This window comes from Arthrospira sp. PCC 9901 (genome assembly GCF_059013425.1).
The window spans coordinates 518,776-544,846 of record NZ_CP102296.1 but is presented as its reverse complement, the minus strand read 5'-3'; the positions used below and the strand labels follow the sequence as shown (position 1 = coordinate 544,846).

Sequence of the window (26,071 nt, the reverse complement as noted above, 5' to 3'; positions counted from 1 at the left end):
AACAACTTCTCGCAGAAACAGAACGGGAGAATCAGAAACTACGCGCGGAATTGGAGGCGAAAGAGACTGCCAAAACTGAGAACCCCACTCCCCCAAAAACTCCCGTAATTCAACCAGATAGCTTGACTATGGCTGCGACTCCTCAACAGGTTTCCAGACCCGCCGATACTAATGGCAAAAATGGTCAAGCACCCTTGAACGGGAATGGCTCAGTTAATGGTTCCCAACCCGCCACCTCTACTAGGGCTAAAAGTTCATCAACAGCCACTCTGATTAAGCCACCAGAACCTCAAATTTCCCCCGATGATGATGACTACCTCAACCAAATTCCTGATGAGGTAGAAATGTCTCTGTTTGACCACCTGGAAGAATTAAGACAGCGCATTTTTTACTCCTTAATTTCTGTGGTCGTTGGGATAGTTATTTGTTTTATCGCAGTTAAACCAATTGTCCAAATTTTAAAGGTTCCCGCTCAAGGGGTAAAACTTTTACAATTGGCTCCGGGAGAGTATTTCTTTGTCTCCCTGAAAGTGGCTGGATATAGCGGTTTACTGGTGGCGAGTCCGTTTATTATTTTTCAGATTATCCAGTTCGTTTTACCAGGACTTACTCTCCGGGAACGACGATTTTTGGGTCCGGTTTTTCTGGGGTCAACTTTTCTGTTCTTAATCGGATTGGTTTTTGCTTATCTGGCTATCGTTCCGGCGGCTCTGACGTTCTTTATTAATTATGGTTCTGAGGTGGTAGAACAGCTATGGTCAATTGCTGAATACTTTGAGTTTGTCCTGAAATTGTTGTTGGTAACTGCGATCGCATTTCAAGTGCCGATTATTCAGATTTTGTTGGGGATATTAGGTATTGTCTCTTCTCAGAAAATGTTATCTATCTGGCGATATGTGGTGATGGGAGCCGCTATTCTGGGGGCATTTTTAACCCCCTCTACTGACCCATTGACTCAAAGTTTGTTGGGAGGCGCTATTGTCTTCTTATACTTTGGCGGCGTGGGAGCGGTTAAACTCCTGGGAAAATAACTTTTTGAGGCGATTTTCTCGCTCCTCTGGGGGGTCTTCCGCCCAATTCCACAGGCTTTCATAGAAGAAAAAAGATACTCCCGCAAAATGGCGATCGCGTACATTTATCACCTGTTCTTCTATGAGATTGGTCGCAGTGGGACGATTTTTTAAACCGCTTAAAATCCCGATGACAACCGGAATATGATTTTTGGCTAATTCGATTTCTGCTCGTTCTATTTCTCTGATAAAATGAGACATATCAGAACGATAGATTTGCGGCACTAACTGTTCAATCCAACCTTTTCTTTCCCAAGTAAACCAGTCCTGAAGATAAGCCGGAAGCGCAAAATGTAGGGGGTTCGGAGACAGGGAAATCAGACAGTCTTCTTGAATCGCTTTAACTCCATAAAAGACCCTCTCCATGAACTTATTAAGTTGGTCGGCTCGCCATCTCACCCAATAGGTATCTAGGGGATTTTCTGGCGGTGATTGACCGTGTTCATCCTGAAATAGTTGGACGGTAAAGGGGTCGTAACCTAACTCAGCAGGTAAGCCAAAATGATCATCAAATTGAATGCCATCAATATCATAGTTCTTGACAATTTCAGTCACTAGATTTAAAATGAATTGTTGTACTTCCGGATGAAATGGATTTAACCACACCCACTCAGGATTTCCTCCCGGTTTCGTGAAACTACCATCTTGGGTTTGTGTTAACCAGTTCGGGTGAAGTTTGGCTAATTCTGAATCAATGGGAGCCATAAACCCAAACTCGAACCAAGGGATAACTTTTAATCCCAGTTTATGTCCTTCCCGCACCACCTCCGAGAGCATATCTCGTTTTTGTAATCCGGGGTGGGGGTCTAGGGAAATACCAAACACCTCCTCAGCTACACGGCTAGGATATAGGGTATAACCTCCCTGCCACACGGTTGGATAAATAGTGTTAAAATTCAGATTTCGTAGGCGGTCTAAAGCCTGAGTTAAGCCGGATTTTGAAAATAAAATATCACTGTCAACATTAGTTAGCCAAACTCCCCTGATTTCGGTGACAGACCTGGCTGGAATTGGAGAAGTAGAGGAAATGGCGATCGCCACAAAAACACTAACAGCTACCACCAATGAAATCAACAGTTTCCAGAATCTATAGGGTGTTTTGCTCATCTCCGATAATGGGTAGTTGTGTCTGTGGGTGAATCACTCTTAATTATCAACGATGATCGTCAATTATTAAAATTTCGGCTGGGAATCGGTTGCCATCTTCTTGTGGTAGACTCTCGGAGAGAATATGCTATTCTGAAAAAAATGGCTCTAGCAGTATTGATCGTGAGGTAAGTTGGATGAGTGCTTTCGGGTTTGGCACAATGGCACAGGATATAAATATATCACCATTATCTGACCTTACCGATATTATTGATCAGGAATCCATACGCGAGGAAGAAGAAGACCCGGAGATCGGACTCCTTGACAATGGCGATAATGACACCCTCCCCGTTGACAATGGGGACAATGGCGATAATGACACCCTCCCCGTTGACAATGGGGATAATGGGGATAATGGCGATAATGGCGATAATGGCGATAATGGCGATAATGGAGAGGAGGAGGAGGAAATCCCTTTTATCCCAGAACCCGCGCCACCAATTCCTCAACCGACACCTGCACCTTTTGAACCCACACCTCCACCTGTTGCTCAACCGACACCGCCGCCTCCGGTTCCCATTCCGACACCACCACCCACACCGACACCCACACCAGTACCCACACCCACACCTTCTGAACCCACACCCACACCGACACCCACACCGACACCCACACCGACACCGACACCCACACCTTCTGAACCGACTCCTACACCTTCTGAACCCACACCGACACCTTCCGAACCCACACCGACTCCTACACCTTCCGAACCGACACCTTCTGAACCCACACCCACGCCGACTCTACCAAGCGCAGATTATGTGTTTGAGGGTGGCGACGGTAATAGTTTAGTTTTGGGAACAGAAGGAAATGATTTGCTCTATGGTGGGGGTGGTAATAATACCCTCTATGGTTTTACGGGGAATGACACCCTGATCGGAGGTGGGGGTAATGATCTCCTATATGGGGGTCAAAATAACGACTTCTTAGATGGGGGGAATGGTAACAATACACTCTATGGGGGTTTAAATGATGACACCCTATTGGGGGGAATTGGTCGCGATCTGCTATTTGGAGAAGCAGGTAATGATTTCTTAGATGGTGGCGATGGTAATGATACGCTCTATGGCGGCGAGGATAATGATACTTTATTGGGTGGTAATGGTAATGATCTTTTGTTTGGAAATCAGGGAAATGATAGCCTAGATGGGGGTTCGGGTGATGATACTCTCTATGGGGGTAAGGGTGATGATACTCTGTTGGGTAGCCAGGGTAATGATATACTGCTAGGAAATATGGAAAATGATATCCTCTATGGCGGAGATGGGGATGATTGTTTATATGGTGGTCAGGGTAATGATACTCTCTATGGCGGTCGAGGTAGGGATTATTTAAGTGGCGATCGCGGTAATGATTTCCTGGTTGGTGTTGATACTAGCGCTGATTTCCCGGGACTGACAACTATTGACACCCTGGTTGGGGGAGAAGGTTTTGATACTTTTGTATTAGGCAATGAAAACGGACCGTTTTACGATAACGGTAATGATGATATTAATGGTGTGGCTGACTATGCTTTGATTTTGAATTTTAACAGCGCTACTGATGTCATCTTACTGAGCAATGACGATTATTTATTCTCTACTGATATCCCCCAACCACTCCCACAAGGGACTGCTATTTTCCGTCGGACTCCCGGCGAAAATGAGTTGATTGCTATTTTAGAAGGGGTGGTGAATCTTCAATTTGATGGCACTAATCTTGATGATGGACCGATTAGGTTTATCTAGCCAAATAGTAGGGAGTGACTGTATGCACATAATGGCGCTTTTGTCAAGAGGGACAAAAAAAGCGATCGCTTTTTGCCTCAAAACTCGTGCATCGTGAATTTAATATTTTGCTGAGAGAATAATTTATCTGGCGATATAATCGGGGTTGTAGCCTTTATTTTTGCATAAGGACAGAGGAAGCCCTTGGTATCGATTTCTGAGATGATAGCATAACCCCGATAATCTCGTCAACTTTTTGCGAGGGATTTTCAATAAAAATGTATTAATTCTTAACGTTCTTTGGAAATTCAAATCGATGGGGCTGCATAAATTAGTAAAGTTTATGTGATGGTAGGTAGGTTTTGGGGGGGAATGGATTGTCGATGAAAAAAAAGGCTATCCTGAAAGTGGATAGCCTGTGAATGAAGGAAAAATTGGGTTAAAAAGGAGGCTTAGGCGATCGCAGCCATTTTGACATCGCTAGAAGCTAATAACTCCTGCAACTCCTCAGAATCAACGGTTTCTTTCTCAATGAGCATTTTTGCCAAACTATCGAGAACAGGGCGATTTTCTTCGAGGACTTGACGAGCGCGTTTATAAGCCTCATCAACCAAAGCGCGGACTTCTTCATCAATAGCGGATGCGGTTTCCTCGGAGAAATCACGCTCGGACATAATATCACGACCGAGGAAAACATTACCCTGCTGACGACCGAGAGCTACCGGACCAAGGCGATCGCTCATACCAAAGCGGGTAATCATTTGACGGGCTACCCGTGTAACCTGCTGAAGGTCATTAGAAGCACCTGTAGTCACTTCTTCCTCACCAAAGACAATCTCTTCGGCTAAACGACCACCGAGGGCTACAGCCATTTGATTTTGCAGGTAAGAACGACTATATAAACCAGAGTCCATGCGATCTTCACTAGGCATAAACCAGGTTAATCCCCCAGCGCGACCACGAGGAATAATACTGATTTTCTGAACTGGGTCATAGTCAGGCATCAACGCGCCAACTAAGGCGTGACCAGCTTCGTGGTAAGCCACTAGGGTTTTGCGTTTTTCGCTCATCACCCGATCTTTCTTCTCAGGACCTGCTAAGACGCGATCAATAGCATCATTAACCTCATCCATAGAGATTTCGGTGAGGTTGCGGCGGGCGGCTAAAATGGCTGCCTCGTTTAACAGGTTAGATAAATCAGCCCCAGTAAAACCAGGAGTCCGACGGGCAATTTTATCGAGATCTACATCTTTACCAAGGGTTTTACCTCTGGCGTGGACTTGCAGAATTTCGGAGCGACCAGAATAGTCGGGGCGATCAACTACTACTTGGCGATCGAACCTTCCCGGACGCATTAGGGCTGCATCTAGTACATCAGGACGGTTAGTAGCAGCAATAAGGATAATGCCTGTGTTACCTTCAAACCCATCCATTTCGGTCAGTAACTGGTTAAGGGTTTGTTCCCGTTCATCGTTACCACCGCCAAGACCTGCACCCCGTTGGCGACCAACTGCATCAATTTCATCAATAAATACAATACAGGGAGCGTTGGCTTTGGCTTGCTCGAATAAGTCCCGGACGCGGGAAGCACCCACACCGACAAACATCTCCACGAATTCTGAACCGGAAATGCTGAAGAAGGGAACTCCGGCTTCCCCGGCTACGGCTTTGGCGAGGAGGGTTTTTCCGGTTCCCGGAGGTCCTACCAATAGCACGCCTTTGGGAATTTTCGCACCAATGGCGGTGAAGCGATCGGCGTTTTTGAGGAAGTCTACTACTTCGCTCAGTTCCAGCTTGGCTTGCTCAATACCTGCTACATCTCCAAAGGTAACTTGGGTTTGGGGTTCCATTTGGACTCTGGCTTTGGATTTACCAAAGTTCATGGCTTGGCTACCTGGTCCGTTTTGAGCGCGACGTAATAGGAAGAACAAGCCCACTAGGAGCAAAATCGGGAAGAACAGGCTACTTAATGCTCTGAACCAAAGTCCTTCCTCGGTTTGGGGTTGTACCGCAATGTCAACATTGTTTTCACTCAGAATGTTGATCAGGTCTGGATCATTGGGTAGATTTACTAGGATTTTGGAGCCATCCTGGGCTGTAACTAGGGCTTTAGTGCGATCGGCACTAATACTCACTCGTTCAACCCGGTTCTGTTGGACTTCCTGGACAAAGGTACTATATTTCCAGGTTTCCCGGCTTTGGGGTTGTTTGTCAAACAATGTCGTTGCTAAGGCGATGACGACAATAGCCAGCATTGCATATAAGACCGCGTTTCTCCACCGTTTATTCACGGGGGTCTATCCTCCTACTGATTTTTTGTCGATCCCAGATTCTCTGGTATCTTTGATATTATGTTTACCAATCTTAACGTATTTTTCAGAAATACGGGGTCTGGGAACAGGAAACTATTATTCAGGAGGACGGATTCGACAGCAGATCCCCTCCTCTTATGTCCATATAAGCGCTATCCTGGATGTGGACTTGTGGCCAACGGTTCTCAGACTCAATCGAACGGGGGAATTACTGAGGGAACTGACACTAGGCGATCAATCTCTCGAACATCTTGGCGATCTTTCTCTTCATTTCGTTTGAGCTTCATTTGTCTGACTACCTCCAACGATGCAAATTTTAAGCCTTTGTAATAGAAATGATTTTCTGGGTTGAAAATAATTTCATCCCGTGGGTAAGGATGATAGTGGAGTTCACTGTTATGACTAGCAATTTCAGGATGGGGAAATATGATCGGACTGTTGCCAAAATGAATGTAGTCCAAATCTCGGGCTTCTCGGATGCCATAAACTGCTAATATGGAACTGCTGTCAATACAAAAAAAATCTGGATTTAAGTTAGATTTAATCAGGGTATTTTTATATTGATTAAAAAGATAATCAAAATTTTGATAAAATCTGTATCTTGACTGGTTTAAAAACTGGATACTGTTAGCGTTAAATAAGGTTTGAGCAAGTAATATTGTTTCCTCATGAGAGTCGTTGATATGAATAGAATCATTGCCGATATTAAAAATTTCTCGGATTTGATTTTTGGCAATTTTTAGATTTTCTAAACTAGGAGACTCAATCAGAAAAACTCTCACTAAACCTGGTTTTCTAAAACATCCCGATGCTTTTAATAGTGCGCCATAAAAATTATTTTGCCAATGACCTAGCCAAGGTTCGTTAGCATAAATAGTTTTGATTAAATTGATGGCTCCATTGTGATTTAAAGCCACTGACTTTTCATAAACAATTTCTCCCCAATCTTGGAAAATTTTCTTGATTTCACTATCGTAATTTTGAGCAGCAGGAAAAATAGTAGCAATGTAGGTATTGGGTTTTAATTTACAATATTCTAGGGCGATCGCATCTAAATAGGGCTCTGGCATTCCCCTAATCCGAAAAAAATTGTAGTTGTAATTAATGGATATTTTAGATATCCATTCCTGCTTTAATTGTACATATAAAGTTGACAGAGGATAGTCCATAGATAAACAAGTTGCTACCCGATGTGAACCGTCTAAAATAAAGCGACGGTTTAAAACTGGCACGACGGATCTGTTTTCGTCAAAACCTCTGGTTTGAATATCATCTATTAACTGATCAAAGTTTGTTAAGAAATCTTGAAAACTTTGTTTTGTGCCGTCCTCCTCTTGATAATTGTTAAAGGCTTTGATATGTTCCAAGTACAATGATAAAAACCAGCTTGAACGAATGGAAAGCCGTTTAAACTGAACATAAATATACTTAGCGATTACATCAAAACGAGCGGCGGTTATCAGGGTGAGTGGAGACCGCCGTGCGATGTGATTAGTTGTGGAAATTTGAACGAAGTTTAACAGATATGGATTCAGGCTATCAACAATTTCAGGACCGACAATTTTGACAATTTTCATCTGATCTATCTGGTTGGTGTCACATTGGTGTATAATATAGTGGATGCCCATGCTATGGGTCGATATCACCCTCTTGTATTCGGCAACCGGGATGGGGACGGTGAAACTATGACCGCCTCATCCCATTTGACATTATCTCATATTTGGTGAATACAATTCGTGGGAAATTTGTAGATTACTTAAAATTGGGTTTATTCTAAACTAATTATGACTGAATTTACCAACCTAAACCCACAACTTGTCACTCGTATTCAAAATTTTCAAGGAGAACTTGATGAAGCGATCGCACTCAGTTCCGAACTAATTGAGATACAGCGTTACGATCTAGCCGAATTAATTATTAGACAATTTTGGGATATACAACCCCATTCTATCAGCTCTTTGTGCGAGGGATTTCGGGAGTTGCAAAATTGGCAATCCTTGTGGTTTTTGGCGCGGGTTGCCCGCTCAAAAAACCATCTTAATTTGCTGGATATGGCTTGTGCTAATGTGCTTTCTATCAACCCAGATTTTTGGTTTGCGCGAGAATTTCCTAAGCACGCCCGTGGTTACTATTCTCAGTCTGGACAGGAAAAAATTATTGAAGAATTTTTTCGTGATTTTCCACCCAAATATAAGTTTTTTGTAGAGGTGGGAGCCTTTGACGGCTATCACTATAGTAATGTTCGACGCTTGTACGAACAGAAAGGTTGGACGGGAATTTGCATAGAACCTGTTAGAAAAAACTTTGCAAAACTGATCAAATCATATCAAAATACTCCAATTCATTGCATTCAAGCTGCTATCGGTTCAACCCCAGGAATGGCGAATTTGAATGTCGCCACCTACCCCCATTTACCGGACTGGGGAAGTGATGTTTCCTCCCTCTACGACAAGGAAATGGAACGTTGGCAACGATATGGCGCAGTTTGGGAAAAAGAAACTGTTTCAGTTTTGACTTTAACTCAAATACTATGCGATCGCCAAGTTGTTGGCATTGATCTGCTTTCTATTGATACAGAAGGACATGATTTAGAAGTGCTGAAAGGTTTAGATTTTGAAAATTTTAAACCTCGGCTTATTGTCATTGAATACGGATCTCAAAGATCCGACATCATGGATTTCATTAAACCCTGGGGTTATTCGGTTATTTATGATAACGGACAGGATTTATTTTTAGCGGATATCGACGGTGGCTGTCGTCAGTATTTTTCCCAACTTACGGCAACTAAAAACTATACGGGATTGACGGGAAACCCCCCCTACGAAGAAATCCAAACTGCCACTGAAAGACAACTGCATGAATTTCTCAAACGTTCTCCTCAAGAAATTAAAAGAGTCGTCATTGTCGGAGGATATCTCGGCTTTGAAGTTGACCGATTATTGGCAAATTATCCCCACTTGGAAATTCATATTTTTGAAGCAAGTCCGCGCTATTTTAATCAACTACATCATCGATTCTGTAACCATCCCCAGGTATTCTGTCATCATTATGCCGTCAGTGATCACAACGGAACATTAATTTTATACGAAACGACCCTAGATGGTTGCGGTTCTTTATTTCCTATCAAAACCACCCAAGACCATCGCACCTGGATCGCACCACAAGCAAAGCCAGCCGAGGAATATACAGTTACGGCTATTCGGTTAGATGACTTTCAACCTCTCCAGGGAAAAGAAATTGATCTGCTATGGTGTGACGTTCAAGGTGCCGAAATAAATGTTCTCAGGGGTGGTGAAAAAATCTTAGAACGCTGTCATAGTTTATTTTTGGAAGTTTGGATGTATCAAACCATGTATGAAGGACAGTGTCAGATTTCTGATCTGCAACCTTATTTGAATGATCGACAATTTTACTTGCAAGGTATTGGACTTGATTCGGGAGGAAATGGGACTGGTAATTCCTTCTGGTTGAAAGTTACAGAAGGGGTCAATATCGCATTTAATCAACCTAAAATAGTCGGTTTAGTCCCCGCGAAAAATGCCGAAAAAATCATTGAGCAATGTCTGAGATCACTATCTTATTATACTGATGCGATTGTATTTTTAGATGATGCTTCTCAAGACAATACCCTGCCAATTGTCCAGGCGATCGCCGGAGAATGCCAAGTTAAAAAAATTCTGACCAAAACTGAATGGTATCGAGACGAACCAGGCGATCGCAACGCTTTGTTGCAAGCCGGACGGCAAATTGGCGGCACTCATTTCATCGTTTTAGATGCTGATGAAATGCTAACTGCTAACTGCTACAATCAGGGAAAATTAAGGGAAATTATTTTAAGTCTGAACCCGGGAGATAAACTTAAATTAAACTGGATTCAGTTGTGGCGCAGTGTGAATCAATATCGCTACGATCACTCAGTTTGGACTGATAACTATAAGGATTTTATCTTTTGTGACGATGGAAATTGTGCTTACAATTCCGGCTTTATTCATACATCAAGAACACCCCATAACCTCTCCGGTGACACCTATCAAGTTGATGAAGACTATATTTATGGAGTGCTGCACTTTCAATTTGTTAACTGGCGAAATATGCTCGTCAAACAAGCTTGGTATCGATGTCTCGAACTAATTCGCAATCCTCGCAAACCGATCGCACAAATTAACGCTCTTTATCGTCCAAGTAAAGATGAAACAGAACTGGGATTAAAAGATGCACCCAAATACTGGTTTTCGGATTATCCCTTTTTTGATGAAACGGCTTATAGTGAACCAGAACAATGGCGAGAAAAACAGGTCATGGAGTGGTTTGATGAATATGGAAAAGCTTTTTTTGAGGGACTCGATATTTGGGATATCAATTGGGGAGAAGGGTTGGTAATGCGATCGCCAGTATTCGTGCCCAAAGTTTCCGCTATTATTTCCACCTATAACTCCGCCAATTTTCTCAGGGGATGTTTGCAGGATTTGGTTAATCAAACATTATACGATAAACAGCAACTAGAAATTATTGTTATTGATAGCAACTCCCAGGAAAACGAAGCAGAAATAGTAGCAGATTTTCAAGCTAAATATACCCAAATTATCTACCATCGCACCGAACACCGAGAAACCCTTTATGCCGCATGGAATCGAGCCATAGAACTCGCCAAAGGGGAATATATAACTAATGCTAACACTGATGATAGACACCGTTTTGATGCTTTAGAATTAATGGCTAATTATTTAGACCAGCATTCTGATGTGGCGGTAGTATATGGCGATCAACTTATCACCCACAACCCCAACGAAACCTTTGAGAATACCCAAGCTAACCAACGCTGGAACTGGCCAGAGTTTAGTTATCAAGAATTAGAACGCCGCTGCTGTCTCGGTTCTCAACCTATGTGGCGGAAATCTCTCCATCAAAAATATGGCAATTTTAACCCAGAATTTAAAGTAGCGGGAGATTATGAGTTTTGGCTGAGAATTGGTAAAACTGAAAATATCGCTAAAATACCAGAAATTTTGGGGTTATATTTTCAGAACGATCGCGGTTTAGAAAATGCCGATCGCACTGCTGAATTGGAACTCAATCAAATTTTAAATCAATATGGTATTACTCAGCGAGTTATCCAGCGTCAAACTTCTATACCCGTTTCTTACAGTCATGGTCTGAACTCAGACGAACCCCTGGTTTCTATAATCATCCCTTGCTATAACCAGGGTCAATATTTGGATGAAGCGATCGCCAGTGTTGTGGCTCAAACTTATTCTAATTGGGAATGTTGGATCATCAATGATGGTAGTCAAGATCAGACAAGTTCCGTAGTTAAACGGTGGCTGGAAAAATATGGCGATCGTCAATTGAACTTAATAGAAACCCCAAATAGAGGAGTTGTCAGCGCCAGAAATCTGGGATTTTCCAAAAGTCGGGGAGAATTGATTTTATGTGTAGACGCAGATGATAAAATTCATCCCGAATTTATAGCAGAAGCCTGTCAAATTTTGTCTAAATATCCTCAAGTTGGCTTTGTCTATAGCGACATTCAACACTTTGGGGAAAATCACGAAACCGTCAGCCATGGAGATTTTGACCTGCGCTCATTCTTGCAGCAAAATCAAGCACCAGTAACCTCTTTATTTAGAGCCGAAATTTATCGGAACATCGGAGGCTTTAAAACCGTCATGGAGGCGGGATGGGAAGATTGGGAATTTTGGATTTCCGCTTGTGAAATTGGATGGTTGGGATACCGTTTACCGAAACCCTATCTTTTCTACCGTCAGCATTCTTCTGGTTCGCGACTACAAACCCTCAGCAGCGATCGCACAACTTTAGCTATCCAGAAAGCTAGAATTATTCAACTACACCCAAAATTGTATAATGTTGATGCGTTCATTTGGTCTTATAATATTCTGAGTCAATTGGAATCTGTCGGTAACCCAGTATCTCCAATGAAATTCCCTAAATTTCCATCCATTCCTCCGGTTTCTAACTCCATAAATCGTCCTCTGTGGTCGATTATGATTCCCACTTATAACGGCGATACCTATTTGGAAGAAACCCTCAATAGTATTTTAGAACAGGATCTAGATCCGCAGACTACCGAAATCGAAGTTGTTGACGACTGTTCCACCGCCGGAGACACAGAAGCGATCGTCAAAACTGTGGGTCGAGGTCGCGTTAAATTTTACCGCCAACCCCACAACTTGGGATTAGTTGAAAACTGGAATGCTTGCATTAATAGGAGTCGCGGTCATTGGGTGCATATTCTGCACCAAGATGACCGAGTATTACCAGGATTTTACCGCCAGATTCAACAGGTTTTTGAGGCTTTCCCCGAAGTCGGTGCTGTGTTCTGTCGCCATTATTATATTGACAACAGCGGCAAGTTTAAATTACTCTCTAATTTAGAACAGGAAAACCCCGGTATTTTGAATAATTGGCTGGAACGAATTGCCGTCCGCCAGGAAATTCAATTTCCCTCTATTGTCGTCCGACGCAGCGTTTACGAACACCTGGGGGGGTTTTATCCTCCGGTGGGTTATGCTGCGGACTGGGAAATGTGGAAACGCATCGCCAGTTACTACCCTGTTGGTTATCAACCAACCCCCTTGGCTTGCTGGCGAATGCACAGTTTGTCAGCAAGTAGTCGCTCTATTAAACAAGCAAAAGATATGGCTGATATGCAACATTCAATTGAAATTTCTGCCGAGTATTTACCACCAGATAAAACGGCACATCTTTCCCGTCAAGCTCAAGAAAATTATAGTTTATACGCGCTGCAAACTGCCCGAAAATTTTTAGAATCAGGTCAAGCCACTGAGGCGATCGCACAAATTAAAGCTGGATTGAAGTTGAGCCAATCTCCCCAAGTAAGAGATGGGGTAATCGCACTATTTATAGAATCTGAAGTTGATGCAGTTCAAGATACCCAAAAACTGGCAAGAGAGGTCGATTTAGCTGTTCAAAAATACCAAAATAATCCCCAGGACTCCGACGGTTTAAATAAATTGCGATCGCTCCGTCATCACCTAGCAGAATTATGGTTAAAATTAGAAACCGAACAACTCCCCAAGGCTTATCAGGAGAATTTAGGTCAAGCACATAAGTCGCTACTAAACTCTGGTATCAAAAACGAGATTTTCCGTGATGATGAACGCCTGTATTTTCAGGAAATTAAATCCTATTTGAGTCAAGGATTTAAGCAGCCGAAAACTTTTCAGTATTTACTCGCTGGGATGTTATATGGTCGTGCCGATCAGCTAATGCTTACCTTTGAAGAGTCTTTGATTCCCACTTGGCTGGCTGAGGACTATTTTAGATTTTTATTTGATGTCCCCCCCCTATTCCAAGAAATTGGAGACGCAGATAATTACTCCCGCTATCGGATACGGTTATTAGATTTTGTTCGGGAACGTCTCCAGCAGCAGCCAGACTATCCCCTATGGCAAAAGTTAACAACTATGTTGCTAGAAAGGGGTAATTTTATCCCTAACTATTTCGCGGATTTTAACTTAAAACCTCTGTTTTGTAGTCGCGCTGAGTTGTTTCATCTATTCCTACAAAGCCGCGATTTTCATTTGGATTACTCCTTCCCAGAACCTCCGAGCGATCGCCAAAAAATTCGCCTAGGAATTCTTAACGACCATCTCAACCCCCAAACCGAAACTTACTTAACATTACCAGCTTTTGAATATCTCAATCGGGAACAATTCGAGATTATTTTATATGTTACCCAAGCCAACAATCATCCCCTAGAGCAATACTGTAGATCCCGCGCTGACCGTTTAGTTAGACTACCTGATGATAAGTTGGAACAAGCAGCCACTATTCGCGCTGATAACCTCGATATTTTGCTATTCGGAACTAATGTAACCGCCATTACTAAACCCGTCACCTTGTTAGCATTACACCGACTGGCGCGAGTACAAGCTACCCTATTTTCATCACCTGTTACTACCGGAATGAGATATATTGATTATTATATTTCTGGTCATCTTTCCGAGGGTGCAGAGGCTCCTAATTTCTATCGAGAAAATTTAGCGGTTCTCAACGGAACTGGCTTTTGTTTTAACTATTATGCGATCGCACCTCAACCCGCCACCGTTAAGCCTCACCGCAGCCAATGGGGAGCCAATGACCAAACAATTGTCTTTATGTCCGGCGCAAATTTCTATAAAATTATCCCAGAACAAGGGGAAACCTGGGTGAAAATTCTCGCTCAAGTTCCTAATTCGATTTTAGTGCTTTATCCCTTTGCTCCTAGTTGGAGTAGTAACTATGCTAGTTCACAATTTATCCGCCGAATGCACGCCACCTTGAGCAAATACGGAGTTGAAGAAAAACGCTTAGTTTTGATTAAGTCCCTTCCCAGTCGTACCGACGTTAAAGCCTGTTTAGAACAGGGGGATATTTATTTAGACTCCTACCCCCATTCTGGCTCAAACTCCTTAGTAGATCCCCTAGAAGTGGGATTACCTGTAGTAGTTAGAGACGGAGATACTTTGCGTTCTAAACATGGTGCCGCTATGATGCGATCGCTTGGTATTCCTGATTTAATTACCGACGATGAATCATCCTATATTAGTTTGGCTGTTACCCTCGCAAATACCCCTGAATTGCTACAGTTAAAACGCCAAGCCATTCAACAGAAAATGGCGGCTAATCCTGAATTTTTGGATAGTCGCGCCTATGGTGCGAAAATGGGAGCTTTGTTAACTCAAATCTTCCAAAATTACCAATCTCAACAGCAAGTGATAGATCTAGATAATCCCCAAAAACGACAGCAGTTTTTAGCGGAATTGGTGGATCAAGTTAATCTCTATGAACTTGACCCCACTAATACTATCGTGGTAAATAAATTACAAAAAATTCGTCGTGGTATGGTAGAATATTGGTTGAGACAACCACCAGAGCGATTAGAAAATCTTTATCAACAACAAATAGGTAAAGGTTATCAAGTTTTGCTCAATAGAGGTATTCAACAACAACCCTTAAATGATGAGGAAAAAGCATTAGTTAACAATTGGACTAAGACTGCTATGGGACTGACTGAACCCCATGCAATTAATTGTTTGATGGCGGTGATGTTGTATTCTCAACCTGGTAAAATGTTGGTACGAGATGCGGTTAATCGTTTACCCGCTTGGTTGCTTCCTGATTATCAGCGGGTGTTTGAAAATGCCGATGCGATCGCTCAAATTAAACAAACCTTAGCTACCACTAAAACTCAGTCAACTCCTGTTAATTCTCCCCAGGTAACACCAACTGTCACTGCTGTAGATGTCTCAACTTTTGTCAATCGATTAATTGGGTGTGTCAAGTTATTTAAGATCGACCCCACAGATACTAATATCACCGTAGAATTGCGACAACTGCGGTGGCAATTTGCACAGTTTTGGCTGAATTTACCTGAACAAAAGTTAGAGGATATGTATCAGAGTCCCCTCGGTGATGGCTATCGCAGTTTGTTAAATAGTCGCCTGCAAAATGAAATGTTAACCCAACATGAATGGGATTTTCTACAACAAGTAGGAACCTATCTCCGACAAGGTTTAGATACACCGCGATCGCTTAATTATCTCATAGTGGCTATGCTATATTATCGGCCGGAAAAACTACAAATTCAAGACCTCTCTCGCCTTCCTAGTTATCTGCAACGGGATTATCAAAATTGGCAAAATCCCTTGAGTAGTTGATTTTAATAGTTGATAATAACTGTCGCACCCCAGTCTATTTGTAAACGAGATTTGGCACTATCTCCGTTAGCCGCAATTTCTATCCAACCGTGGGAACCAATGAGGGTTAAAAGATGACCTGGTTGCACTTCTCCATAGGTTCTATGGCTGCTAATTGTAGGACTTGGGGTGCATTCAGGAAAGCTAACATTCCAGGATTTATCTGCTACCATATCTCCCGGAATATTAGTAATTAAATTCCCAAAGCGATCGATATATTGAATACTGCCTTTAATGCTGGTTTCTGTGATTTCCAAGTTCGGCATTGACAGGGACATTAGGGTGTCAGAATTAATCGCAGTACCTAAATCCGTAATTTGCACACCAGAGGCGAGGTAAGCAGCCACAGGACTAAAGATATCTCGACCATGAAAAGTAGTGCTGGGTTGGGAATTTCTCCAGTATTGATGATTAGTTAATTCTACTGCTGTAATTACACCATACTGCTTAATTAAACCCCCGAATAAGCCGTTATCAGGTCCGACAACATATCCGTTAGGAAGTTGTAGTGCGATCGCCTTCCGTTCAGTTCCCACCCCCGGATCGACTACCGCAATGTGAACAGTACCTTGGGGAAAGTAGGGGTAAGCATTCATCAAACAAAACCTCGCCGCCATAAGATTTTGAGGCGGAATTTCATGGGTTAAGTCAATGACAGTTAGGTGGGGGTTAATTTGGGATAATACCCCTTTCATTACTCCCACATAAACATCACTTGAACCAAAGTCTGTTAATAGTGTAATTATACCAGATACAGACATATTTAGCACTCCTAGTCTCGGAATATTTAGGGTTTCTTGGGCTTGATACTTATGGTAGTATTTAGGACTATTCTTAGGTGGCGGCTTGTCTGGATTTTTATTAGGTAGTTCAGTTTAAACCCGTTGACCAATAAGGAGAAAAATAATCTGTGGGTGGAGATGGTTTATTCTCCAGTGTCATTTTCACAGATTTAGCGATCGCTTTGGCTAACAAAGGTGGTACAGCATTACCAATTTGATTAAACTGAGAATTTTCTGAACCCACCAACTCAAACCAATCGGGAAAACTTTGTAATCTCGCAGCTTCCCTAACTGTTAAACGTCTCCGGCGGCCATCTGGTAATAACAATCGCAACATATCACTGGTTGCGCCTGATAGGTTTCTACAGGTCAGAGTTCGGCAAGGAATATCAAGGTAAATATCCCTAGGTTTAACACATTTAGATTTTGCTTCATATCTGCCAATATATTCTAGCATACTAGGCGTGAGAAATTTTGCCCCTATAGGAATGGTAGAAGCCGTATCATAAATAGCATCTCCAGCCGTATAAGGCATAGCTAAGGTTTCAGCTTCTGGCCAATGCCATGCTGTTTGATAAGCCACAACAAACAGGCGTTCTCGTTTTTGTGGAACACCATAATTAACAGCATTGATAAGTTTGATGTCAACCCGATAATTCAGTCTCTCAAGTTCGGCAACTATTTTCTCTAAATACTGACGATTTTTATAAAGCATTCCTCGCACATTTTCAAAGATTGCTATTGCTGGCCGATATCGTTCGATCGCATCTAGAAAAATCGGAAAGCCATCCCTAGAGTCTCTAGGACCTTTTTGTAATCCACCTACACTAAACGGTTGACAGGGAGGACCTCCTATAATCACATCAGGATGATTGCATAAATCTTGACCAATTTCTAAAGTTTGACAATAACATATATCCTGAAGATTACGAGTATACGTGGCGGCAGCATCCGCTAACATCTCATAACCGATTGTTTCAAAGCCTGCGGCTTTAAATCCTAGAGAAAAACCACCACAACCCGCAAATAAATCAAGAACAACTAACTGAGATTGTATATCTTCATTCAGTTTTAATTCTTGGTTTAAATATTCCCAATAACTCAGTCTGTTTGACATGGTATTTTTCGATTATTTACTGCCTATTCAAAACTTGTTTAAAGCCAACTCAACCTAAGCTGACTTGAAATACTCATCGATATGTTGAATAATGCGTGAGGCGGCGTGACCGTCTCCAAAGGGGTTAATAGCGGTTGCCATTTTTTGGTAAGCCTCTGGGTCCCCCAGGAGTTCGCTAGTGGCTCTGAGGATATCTTGAGGGTCAGTTCCTATTAGTTTAGCCGTTCCAGCCGCGATCGCTTCTGGACGTTCCGTAGTTTTTCGTAACACTAACACAGGCTTCCCTAAACTCGGTGCTTCTTCCTGGAGTCCACCCGAGTCCGTCAACACTAAATAAGCATCAGCGATCGCTGCTACCAGTTGACTATAATCTAGGGGTTCCGTGAGAATTACCCGGGGATGTCCTCCTAGCATTGTCTGTAGGGGTTCCCTCACTGTCGGGTTACGGTGTAGGGGTAGCAGTATCATTGTGTCAGCATACTGATCAAGAGTTTTTAAAAATCCTTCCGCAATTCCCTCTAGGGGTTCTCCCCAATTTTCTCGACGGTGAACTGTCGCTAAAATTAGTCGATGTTTTTCTAAGTTAAGATTGGGAATATCTAATTTTGGTTGGGTTTTAGCGACAGATAATAAAGCATCAATCACCGTATTTCCAGTTTGATAAATTTTCCCGACTACCCCAGCTTTTATCAGGTTTTCAACCGCTTTCTCCGTAGGTGCAAAGTGTAATTTAGTTAGTTGAGAAATTAGACGGCGGTTCGCTTCTTCAGGATAGGGATTAAATAAGTCATTAGTTCGGAGTCCTGCCTCTACATGGCCAATGGGAATTTTTTGATAAAAGGCCGCTAAAGCCGCAGCAAAGGCTGTTGTGGTATCCCCCTGGACTAAAACCATATCAGGTTTGATTTGCTCAAAAATATTTCCTAACCCTTGTAAGCTACGATAGGTAATGTCCGTCAGGGTTTGCTGGTGCTGCATGATTTCCAGATTGTGATCCGCCTTGATCTCGAAAAGCTGCATCACTTGCTGGACCATCTCCCGATGTTGACCTGTTAAAATCACTCGGGTTTCATAATTACAATTTTGTTGAAACTTTTGGACCAGTGGGGCCATCTTAATGGCTTCTGGTCTCGTGCCAAATACTATACCAATTCGATACTTTGATGTTGACATTTCTGATTAAATAGAGTTACAATAAAAGTATAAACCAATACAAAAAAATATCAAGTCCGGTTATAAAATTAAAGTGACTAATATAGGCTATGTCCCTAAAAATGCTTGATCCCCAATGCTTAAATCAACCCTTAGCCTCAATTCTTATCACTGGATTCTCCCCCCATAACCTAGAACTTTATCGGTGTATAACCGGGAGCTATGTTGATATACAAATTTTTTCGACAATGTTTAATCATCCGTGATATTTTAGCATAAAATTGTTGAGATTGTCGTACAGGCAAGTACAGAATTTGGATTAAATATCATAGTAAAATGTTCCGAATGACAATTTAATCTAATGGCTTATGATCAACGTAAAAATGAGTGATTTTAGTCGTTTCCATGATCAAGACAACTTAGACTCTGAACACCATTATCATTTTGATGGTAACTTGCACCGATTGGCAACAGCAATTGAACAAGAGAGAAAAAGGTTTGCGGGGCTATCTGAACCTACACCTGTGCTAATCTGGGCTTGTAATGCGGAAGGATCCTATACATTTTTTAATGAAGACTGGTTAAAGTTTACCGGACGTTCCTTAGAAATGGAACGGGGAGAGGGCTGGTTCCGGGGGGTACATCCTGAAGATCGCCAAAATTGTTTAATCACCTATTGGCAAGCATTCGGCGATCGCAAACCCTTCCAACATGAATATCGGCTGCGAAGGTTTGATCATCAGTATCGTTGGATATTTAATACCGGAGTTCCCCAATGGACAGCTAACGGTAAGTTTTTAGGTTATACAGGTTCTGCCATTGATATTACCGAACGCCGCCGAGCATCAGAAGAACTCTTACATCTGTGTTACCATCTGCAAGACATCCTAGATGACCGGACAACTCAACTGACCGCCACCAATGACAAACTCCAGCAAGAAATTCAGGAACGCCTGAAAGCAGAAGCAGCCCTGGAGCGATCGCAACAGATGCTACAGCTAGTGATGGATAATATCCCAAAAGCGATTTTTTGGAAAGATCGCAACTCCGTTTATTTAGGTTGTAACCGCCGAGGGGCCTTAGAGGCTGGCGTGATTAGTTCCGAAGCCATTGTCGGGTTAACCGATGAAGACTTACCCGCCACCCGGGAGATGGCTGATTATTTACGAAAATGCGATCGCACTGTCATTGAAACCAATATCCCTCAATATCGGCACGTCGAAACCCGAACCCGCCCAGATGGTAAAATAGTCTACCTAGAAACCAATCGTATTCCCCTTCATGACAGCAACGGCAATATAGTTGCCATTTTAGTCACCTCTGAAGATATCACCGATCGCAAACAAGCCGAAGAAACCCTATTAAGAATTCGTAAAGCCGTCGATAGTACCACCGATGCGATCGCCATTATGGACGCAACCGGAGTCCAAATTTATCAAAACCGAGCCTTTTGTGATTTATTTGAATACGAAACCGTCGAACAATTTAACCAACATGGAGGTCACAGAAGCCTTTATGTTGATCCCGCCGTCGGCGAAGCCGTCATGAGCCATATTTTAGGCGGGTATTCCTGGCAAGGAGAAGTCCACAAGCTAACCCGCAGCCGCAGAGTAATTCCGGTTCACATGAGAGCAGATGCCATCCGAGACCCACAGGGTCATTTAGTCGGGTTTATCTGTGTCAATACTAATATTAGCGATCGCCTTTCTACACAAGAAAAAATTTTCCAAACCGCTCAACAGTTAACCAGTGTCATCGAAACCGTCGGAGAAGGCATTACCCTCAGTAGTCAGACCGGAAAGTTTTGGATCTATAACTCCAAGATGGAGGAAATTACTGGCTATACCCTGGCCGAAGTAGAAAGTTCTCAGGATTTCTTGTCCCTTCTGTATCCTGACCCCCAAGCTCATCAAGATGCTCTGATTGGATTATATGAGATTTTAGAACGGCCAGGCGTGCGAGATGTCGAAACTACCATAGTCACTAAGTCAGGAGAACATAAAACTCTGTTAGTGTCTACCTCTATTGTCCAAAATCAGGATGATAGGCTGTTTTTGAGTGCTTATCGAGATATTACTGAACGCAAACAAGCCTTAGAATCCTTGCAAAAAGCTGAATATCAATATCGTAGTCTGTTTGAAAATGCGATCGAGGGTATTTTTCAGACCACCTGGGACGGTCACTATATTAATGTTAATCCAGCCTTAGCCAAAATCTATGGCTACGACTCACCACAGGATATGATGGCGCAACTGACCGACATTAGCCACCAGTTGTATGTTGATCCTGGTCGTCGCGCTGAGTTTATTCACCAATTGCAGGAGTCCGATTCCATTACTAATTTTGAATCTCAGGTCTATCGTGCTGATCATCAGATTATTTGGATTTCTGAGAAAGCTAGGGCTGTCCGGGACGGCTTAGGACAACTACTCTATTATGAGGGTATGGTCGAGGATATTACTGAACGCAAGCAGGCTGAAGAAAATCTCCAACAGCAAGCCGAACGTCAACGGTTGATGCTTGTAATTACTCAACGCATTCGGCGATCGCTCAAATTGGATAAAATTTTACAGACTACTGTTAGTCAGGTTCGAGAGTTTCTCAATACTGACCGAGTCGTGATTTACCGATTTCACGATGATGGTAATGGCGTGATGGTAGTCGAATCAGTCGCCCCGGGGTGGAAGTCTGTAGTCGGAACTATTGTTACTGAAGATTGCTGGACTCCCCACTATCTCGCTGAGTTCAGCCAGGGTCAAGTCCAAGCTATGGCTGATATCTCCACTCAAGACTTCAGCCAGTGCGATATTCGTTTGTTATCAGAGTTTCAAGTACAGGCTAATTTGGTCGTTCCTATTTTGACCCGAAGGCGCAGTGATACTTCTGCCGAGTTGGGGTTTGTTGCTTCTGAACCTTACAATCGCCTCTGGGGGTTGCTCATGGTCCAGCATTGTTCTAGTCCCCGTCAATGGGAGTCAACTGCAGTCGATTTTATTAAGCAGTTAGCCGTACAGTTGGGAATTGCCATTCAACAAGCTGAACTTTATCAACAGCTTGAACGTCTGGCTACTCTTGATGGCTTAACTCAGGTTCCTAATCGCCGACAGTTTGATACCTATTTGATGACCGAGTGGCGCAGGTGTATCCGCGAATTTACCCCCATATCCTTAATTTTGTGTGATGTTGACTTTTTTAAGCACTACAATGACACTTATGGACACCAAGAGGGCGATCGCTGTTTACAAGAGGTAGCCCAGGCTTTGACTCGCTCCATTAGACGACCTGGGGATTTGGTCGCTCGCTATGGCGGCGAGGAGTTTGCTATAATTCTTCCCAATACTGATGCTGAGGGTATGTGTAATGTGGCTGGCACAATTCGTGAGCAAATCCTACAATTACAGAGAATTCATGAAACCTCCCCTATTAGTGAATATATTAGTGTCAGTATGGGCGGCGTGAGTGTTTTGCCTAATAGCAATATTCAGCTTGAACATCTCATTGCTATGGCTGATACTGCTTTATATCAAGCTAAGGCTCAAGGACGCGATCGCTTTGTTATGCACACTATGTCCTAGACTTTTCTGTATGGCTTATCGATATATCTTGTTCTATAAACCCTATAATGTCCTCAGTCAGTTTACTGATCGTGATTCTCATACTCCGTCTCGACAAACTTTGAAGGATTACATCCCTATTCCTTCCGTCTACTCAGTCGGACGATTAGACCTTGATAGTGAAGGGTTACTTTTACTGACTGATGATCGCAAACTTAAATATCGACTTGGCCAGCCAGAATTTGCTCATCCTCGTACTTACTGGGTTCAGGTGGAAAGAATACCCACTACACCAGCCTTAGAACAACTGCGACGGGGAATCACCATTCAAAATTATCGCACCCGAACAGCGAGGGTTCAACTACTATTAACTGAACCACTTCTTCCCCCTCGTATCCCTCCCATTAGATTTCGCCAAAATGTCCCTACCGCTTGGCTCGAAATTACTTTAACTGAAGGACGCAACCGTCAGGTTCGACGCATGACCGCCGCCGTCGGCTTCCCTACTTTGCGACTGGTTCGTGTCGCGATCGCTCATTTGACTCTCAATTCACTTCAACCTGGCGACTGGCGAGATTTGCACCCCCACGAAATTCAGCCGTTTTTCAGTTGATTTATTTTTTCAAAAAAAAAATAGCCCAGCCCGTCACCGCTCCAGGGGGTTGACAAGCCGAGCGAATGGGGATATGATAGATTCATATCCTACATAATGGGAGGCATGACTTAAATAAAAAAATTACCCATATCCCATTATATAATATAGTAGCAGAAGCGCCGCCCAAAAGCAAGGGTTTCCCCAAAAAAAGTGGCGCGGGGGCCCCCAGATAATTTTTTTTTTATTTTTCGGGATAAAATTAGTTGTAGGGGCGGGTTCCGCAGTCAGCCATAATTCCCACAAGTCAGCTTGATAAACCCGCCCCCAGGGTGCGCGATCGGCCACGGGAAAAACCAGCCAACTATATACACCCGCCCCAGGGTGCTGTAGGGGCGGGTTCCGCAGTCAGCCATAATTCCCACAAGTCAGCTTGATAAACCCGCCCCCAGGGTTCCGCAGTCAGCCATAATTCCCACAAGTCAGCTTGATAAACCCGCCCCCAGGGTTCCGCAGTCAGCCATAATTCCCACAAGTCAGCTTGATAAACCCGCCCCCAGGGTGCGCGATCGGCCACGGGAAAAACCAGCCAACTATATACACCCGCCCCAGGGTGCGTAGGGGCGGGTTCCGCAGTCAGTCATAATTCCCACAAGTAGGCTTTGTAAACCCGCCCCCAGGGTTCCGCAGTCAGCCATAATTCCCACAAGTCAGCTTGATAAACCCGCCCCCAGGGTGCGCGATCGGCCACGCACCCCACAAGCCAACTTTCGCTCGCCCCCCTGGCTGTGCGTAGGGTGCGTCACATCCGATCAGCCACTGGGAAAACGAAAAACTTGCGCTATGTGACGCACCTTCTGAGGCCATAAAACACACCGGGAACTATATACACCCGCCCCCACGCCATAAAACACACCGGGAACTATCTACACCCGCCCCCACGCCATAAAACACACCGGGAACTATCTACACCCGCCCCTACGCCATCAATTCCCAACATAACTCCCGAAAGCGATCGCCACTGATTAATGTTTATTTTTTCAAAAAAAAAAATAGCCCAGCCCGTCACCGCTCCAGGGGGTTGACAAGCCGAGCGAATGGGGATATGATAGATTCATATCCTACATAATGGGAGGCATAACTTAAATAAAAAAATTACGCATATCCCATTATATAATATAGTAGCAGAAGCGCCGCCCAAAAGCAAGGGTTTCCCCAAAAAAAGTGGCGCGGGGGCCCCCAGATAATTTTTTTATTTTTCGGGATAAAATTAGTTGTAGGGGCGGGTTCCGCAGTCAGCCATAATTCCCACAAGTCAGCTTTATAAACCCGCCCCCAGGGTGCGCGATCGGCCACGGGAAAAACCAGCCAACTATATACACCCGCCCCTAGCGATAAAACACACCGGGAACTATATACACCCGCCCCTAGGGTTCTGCATTGTAGTGTTACCTGGGTTCAAATTGAATTTGGGCTGTTAGACATCCTTGGGAAACAACAACTAAAATTTGGATGGTATCCAGACCGAAGCCTGCCATTTTGGTGGAATACGCCACCCGGAGCAGAATGGCGAGGTTATTGCTCTATCCTTAAATTTGACGACTAACTAACATAGACTAACCCCCAACCAAGAAGCGATCGCTCAAGAGGTAAGCGATCGACCCTTAAACTCAAAAACCGCCCCGGTGCATTTCTTTTGTAAAGTGCAACTACTTGCAGTTATTTTGGTTCGCTAGGTAGCTATCAGCGAACTCAGTTAAAACCCTCCGCAGTTCTCGCTTAGGTATAACCGCAAGTTTGTCTTTTAAATCCTGGGCTACTCTAATGCCAAACAGTATATTCGCGGGTTGAGATCCTTCCTGTTTCAGCTTACTTGGATTCTTGTCTGTGAAAAAGTTGGGATTGCCAACTCGATCATAAACGCCTCTTCTGCCTCTTTTCATTTTTTTACCCTCTGTAAAGTTTTGTAAACAATTGCACGTTTTCGGTACTATTGTGTATAATCTTATCAGAGGGATAAGGAAAGAGCCGTTGCAGCGGCTCTGACCCATCAAATCTCTCAAAACGGTTAAGAACCAATTAACTCATCAGTTGAGGATTCTATATGCATACTACCACACAGAGCAAATCTTTGGCAAGTATCTTGTACAGCAAAGCCGCCGTCGCGCGGATTTGTGGTTGCTCTCACCAAATTATTGCCAGGGTTGAAATTTGGTGGAAAGTAATTTTTGTTGTTTTCAAAAAGGGTCACGGGTTGAGACCCAAGTTTGTCAGTAAAAAATCTTTTCATCAAAACTTCCAAACCTTCAGGAAACGCAACACCGGGAAGCTAGAAATATACCCCCACAATCAACCCTATAAATTTGCTGTTGTTAATCCCCAAGGAGACACCTATGAAGTGTCCATCGAAGAAGAGGAAATAACTTGCACTTGCCAGGATTTTGATTTCCAGAGTAAAAACCGTGATGTACTTACCCTAGAAACCGGAACGCGCTGGATTCCCAAGTGTAAGCATATTCACAAAGTATTAGAACTTGGCGATAGGGAGGAGCTTAGAGATTTGATCAACTCTGAAGGGGGTGTTGAGTTTGACGCAGACGACAACTGGTTAATCAGTGATGATTGGGTCAGTGATTATGAATACTCCCAAGTGCCACCCAACTGGTAATTTTCGGTAACTTCCAGGAATCGGTGATTAATCCCTCCCTTCACCCAACCTCGCCAACACAACGACTAAGGAATCCATCATGACCACCACTATCTATAAAAAACTGTTAACTGTCCGAGCCTCAATCTCCGCTCTAAACAGAAGCGGGTACAACAAATTTAAGCAGTTTCATTGCTCGACTAATGTTTATTTTTTCAAAAAAAAAAATAGCCCAGCCCGTCACCGCTCCAGGGGGTTGACAAGCCGAGCGAAT

The 26,071-nt window shown here is 43.3% G+C and carries 13 protein-coding genes; 6 read left to right on the top strand and 7 right to left on the bottom strand.

Annotation, left to right across the window (positions count from 1 at the left end; all coding sequences use genetic code 11):
- The first annotated feature begins 269 nt into the window (after window positions 1-269).
- The gene (tatC, locus tag NLZ44_RS02500; protein ID WP_493752937.1) at window positions 270-1,031 is read left to right on the top strand and encodes a twin-arginine translocase subunit TatC; all 762 of its coding nucleotides are present in this window, start codon (window positions 270-272) and stop codon (window positions 1,029-1,031) included.
- Here tatC and NLZ44_RS02495 read toward each other — a convergent pair.
- Window positions 987-2,177, bottom strand: coding sequence for a glycoside hydrolase family 10-like protein (locus tag NLZ44_RS02495; RefSeq protein ID WP_006623488.1), 1,191 nt, complete (start codon window positions 2,175-2,177; stop codon window positions 987-989). The genes tatC and NLZ44_RS02495 overlap by 45 nt on opposite strands.
- 176 nt (window positions 2,178-2,353) lie before the next feature.
- Between NLZ44_RS02495 and NLZ44_RS02490 the strand changes: the two genes are divergently transcribed.
- Window positions 2,354-3,943 carry a calcium-binding protein gene (locus NLZ44_RS02490; protein WP_493751754.1) on the top strand — a complete coding sequence of 530 codons (1,590 nt, stop codon included), beginning with the start codon at window positions 2,354-2,356 and terminating at the stop codon, window positions 3,941-3,943.
- 431 nt (window positions 3,944-4,374) lie between these two features.
- On the opposite strand, the gene ftsH3 is transcribed toward NLZ44_RS02490, so the two are convergent.
- Together ftsH3 and NLZ44_RS02480 are read right to left on the bottom strand one after the other, a co-directional pair.
- Window positions 4,375-6,177: an ATP-dependent zinc metalloprotease FtsH3 gene (gene ftsH3, locus NLZ44_RS02485; protein WP_493752936.1), complete on the bottom strand. Its 1,803-nt coding sequence runs from the start codon at window positions 6,175-6,177 to the stop codon at window positions 4,375-4,377.
- A gap of 248 nt (window positions 6,178-6,425) precedes the next feature.
- Complete coding sequence (locus tag NLZ44_RS02480) at window positions 6,426-7,811, bottom strand: hypothetical protein (RefSeq protein ID WP_315662530.1); 1,386 nt, start codon at window positions 7,809-7,811, stop codon at window positions 6,426-6,428.
- 207 nt (window positions 7,812-8,018) lie between these two features.
- Between NLZ44_RS02480 and NLZ44_RS02475 the strand changes: the two genes are divergently transcribed.
- Window positions 8,019-15,914 (top strand): FkbM family methyltransferase, encoded by a 7,896-nt coding sequence (locus NLZ44_RS02475; protein WP_493751753.1) that lies wholly within the window; start codon window positions 8,019-8,021, stop codon window positions 15,912-15,914.
- Between the two features lie 2 nt (window positions 15,915-15,916).
- Here NLZ44_RS02475 and NLZ44_RS02470 read toward each other — a convergent pair whose 3' ends face one another.
- The 3 genes from NLZ44_RS02470 to wecB form a co-directional block, all read right to left on the bottom strand.
- Entirely contained in the window at window positions 15,917-16,714 is a 798-nt protein-coding gene (locus tag NLZ44_RS02470; RefSeq protein WP_493751752.1) for an SAM hydrolase/SAM-dependent halogenase family protein, read from the bottom strand.
- 109 nt (window positions 16,715-16,823) lie between these two features.
- Window positions 16,824-17,852 (bottom strand): DNA cytosine methyltransferase, encoded by a 1,029-nt coding sequence (locus NLZ44_RS02465; RefSeq protein WP_493751751.1) that lies wholly within the window; start codon window positions 17,850-17,852, stop codon window positions 16,824-16,826.
- A gap of 54 nt (window positions 17,853-17,906) precedes the next feature.
- Window positions 17,907-19,025: a non-hydrolyzing UDP-N-acetylglucosamine 2-epimerase gene (gene wecB / locus NLZ44_RS02460; RefSeq protein WP_493751750.1), complete on the bottom strand. Its 1,119-nt coding sequence runs from the start codon at window positions 19,023-19,025 to the stop codon at window positions 17,907-17,909.
- A 362-nt stretch (window positions 19,026-19,387) separates the two neighbouring features.
- On the opposite strand from wecB, the gene NLZ44_RS02455 reads away from it, so the two are divergent.
- Both NLZ44_RS02455 and NLZ44_RS02450 read left to right on the top strand, forming a co-directional pair.
- A complete protein-coding gene (locus tag NLZ44_RS02455; protein WP_493751749.1) occupies window positions 19,388-22,579 on the top strand; it encodes a PAS domain S-box protein in 3,192 nt (1,063 codons plus the stop codon).
- A gap of 10 nt (window positions 22,580-22,589) precedes the next feature.
- Window positions 22,590-23,171, top strand: a complete 582-nt coding sequence (locus NLZ44_RS02450) for a pseudouridine synthase (RefSeq protein ID WP_493751748.1) — start codon at window positions 22,590-22,592, stop codon at window positions 23,169-23,171.
- A 343-nt stretch (window positions 23,172-23,514) separates the two neighbouring features.
- Here NLZ44_RS02450 and NLZ44_RS02445 read toward each other — a convergent pair whose 3' ends face one another.
- A complete protein-coding gene (locus tag NLZ44_RS02445; protein WP_493751747.1) occupies window positions 23,515-23,727 on the bottom strand; it encodes a hypothetical protein in 213 nt (70 codons plus the stop codon).
- A gap of 1,527 nt (window positions 23,728-25,254) precedes the next feature.
- Here NLZ44_RS02445 and NLZ44_RS02440 point away from each other — a divergent pair.
- Entirely contained in the window at window positions 25,255-25,818 is a 564-nt protein-coding gene (locus NLZ44_RS02440) for a hypothetical protein (RefSeq protein ID WP_006623502.1), read from the top strand.
- Window positions 25,819-26,071: the final 253 nt, after the last annotated feature.

What these genes read in the sequence shown, in the direction of transcription:
- NLZ44_RS02480 (WP_315662530.1), bottom strand. Translation starts at nt 7,811, where the DNA reads ATGAAAATTGTCAAAATTGTCGGTCCTGAAATTGTTGATAGCCTGAAT.
- NLZ44_RS02475 (WP_493751753.1), top strand. Translation starts at nt 8,019, where the DNA reads ATGACTGAATTTACCAACCTAAACCCACAACTTGTCACTCGTATTCAA.
- NLZ44_RS02470 (WP_493751752.1), bottom strand. Translation starts at nt 16,714, where the DNA reads ATGTCTGTATCTGGTATAATTACACTATTAACAGACTTTGGTTCAAGT.
- NLZ44_RS02440 (WP_006623502.1), top strand. Translation starts at nt 25,255, where the DNA reads ATGCATACTACCACACAGAGCAAATCTTTGGCAAGTATCTTGTACAGC.
- NLZ44_RS02450 (WP_493751748.1), top strand. Translation starts at nt 22,590, where the DNA reads ATGGCTTATCGATATATCTTGTTCTATAAACCCTATAATGTCCTCAGT.
- NLZ44_RS02455 (WP_493751749.1), top strand. Translation starts at nt 19,388, where the DNA reads ATGAGTGATTTTAGTCGTTTCCATGATCAAGACAACTTAGACTCTGAA.
- ftsH3 (WP_493752936.1), bottom strand. Translation starts at nt 6,177, where the DNA reads ATGCTGGCTATTGTCGTCATCGCCTTAGCAACGACATTGTTTGACAAA.
- NLZ44_RS02465 (WP_493751751.1), bottom strand. Translation starts at nt 17,852, where the DNA reads ATGTCAAACAGACTGAGTTATTGGGAATATTTAAACCAAGAATTAAAA.
- NLZ44_RS02490 (WP_493751754.1), top strand. Translation starts at nt 2,354, where the DNA reads ATGAGTGCTTTCGGGTTTGGCACAATGGCACAGGATATAAATATATCA.
- NLZ44_RS02495 (WP_006623488.1), bottom strand. Translation starts at nt 2,177, where the DNA reads ATGAGCAAAACACCCTATAGATTCTGGAAACTGTTGATTTCATTGGTG.
- wecB (WP_493751750.1), bottom strand. Translation starts at nt 19,025, where the DNA reads ATGTCAACATCAAAGTATCGAATTGGTATAGTATTTGGCACGAGACCA.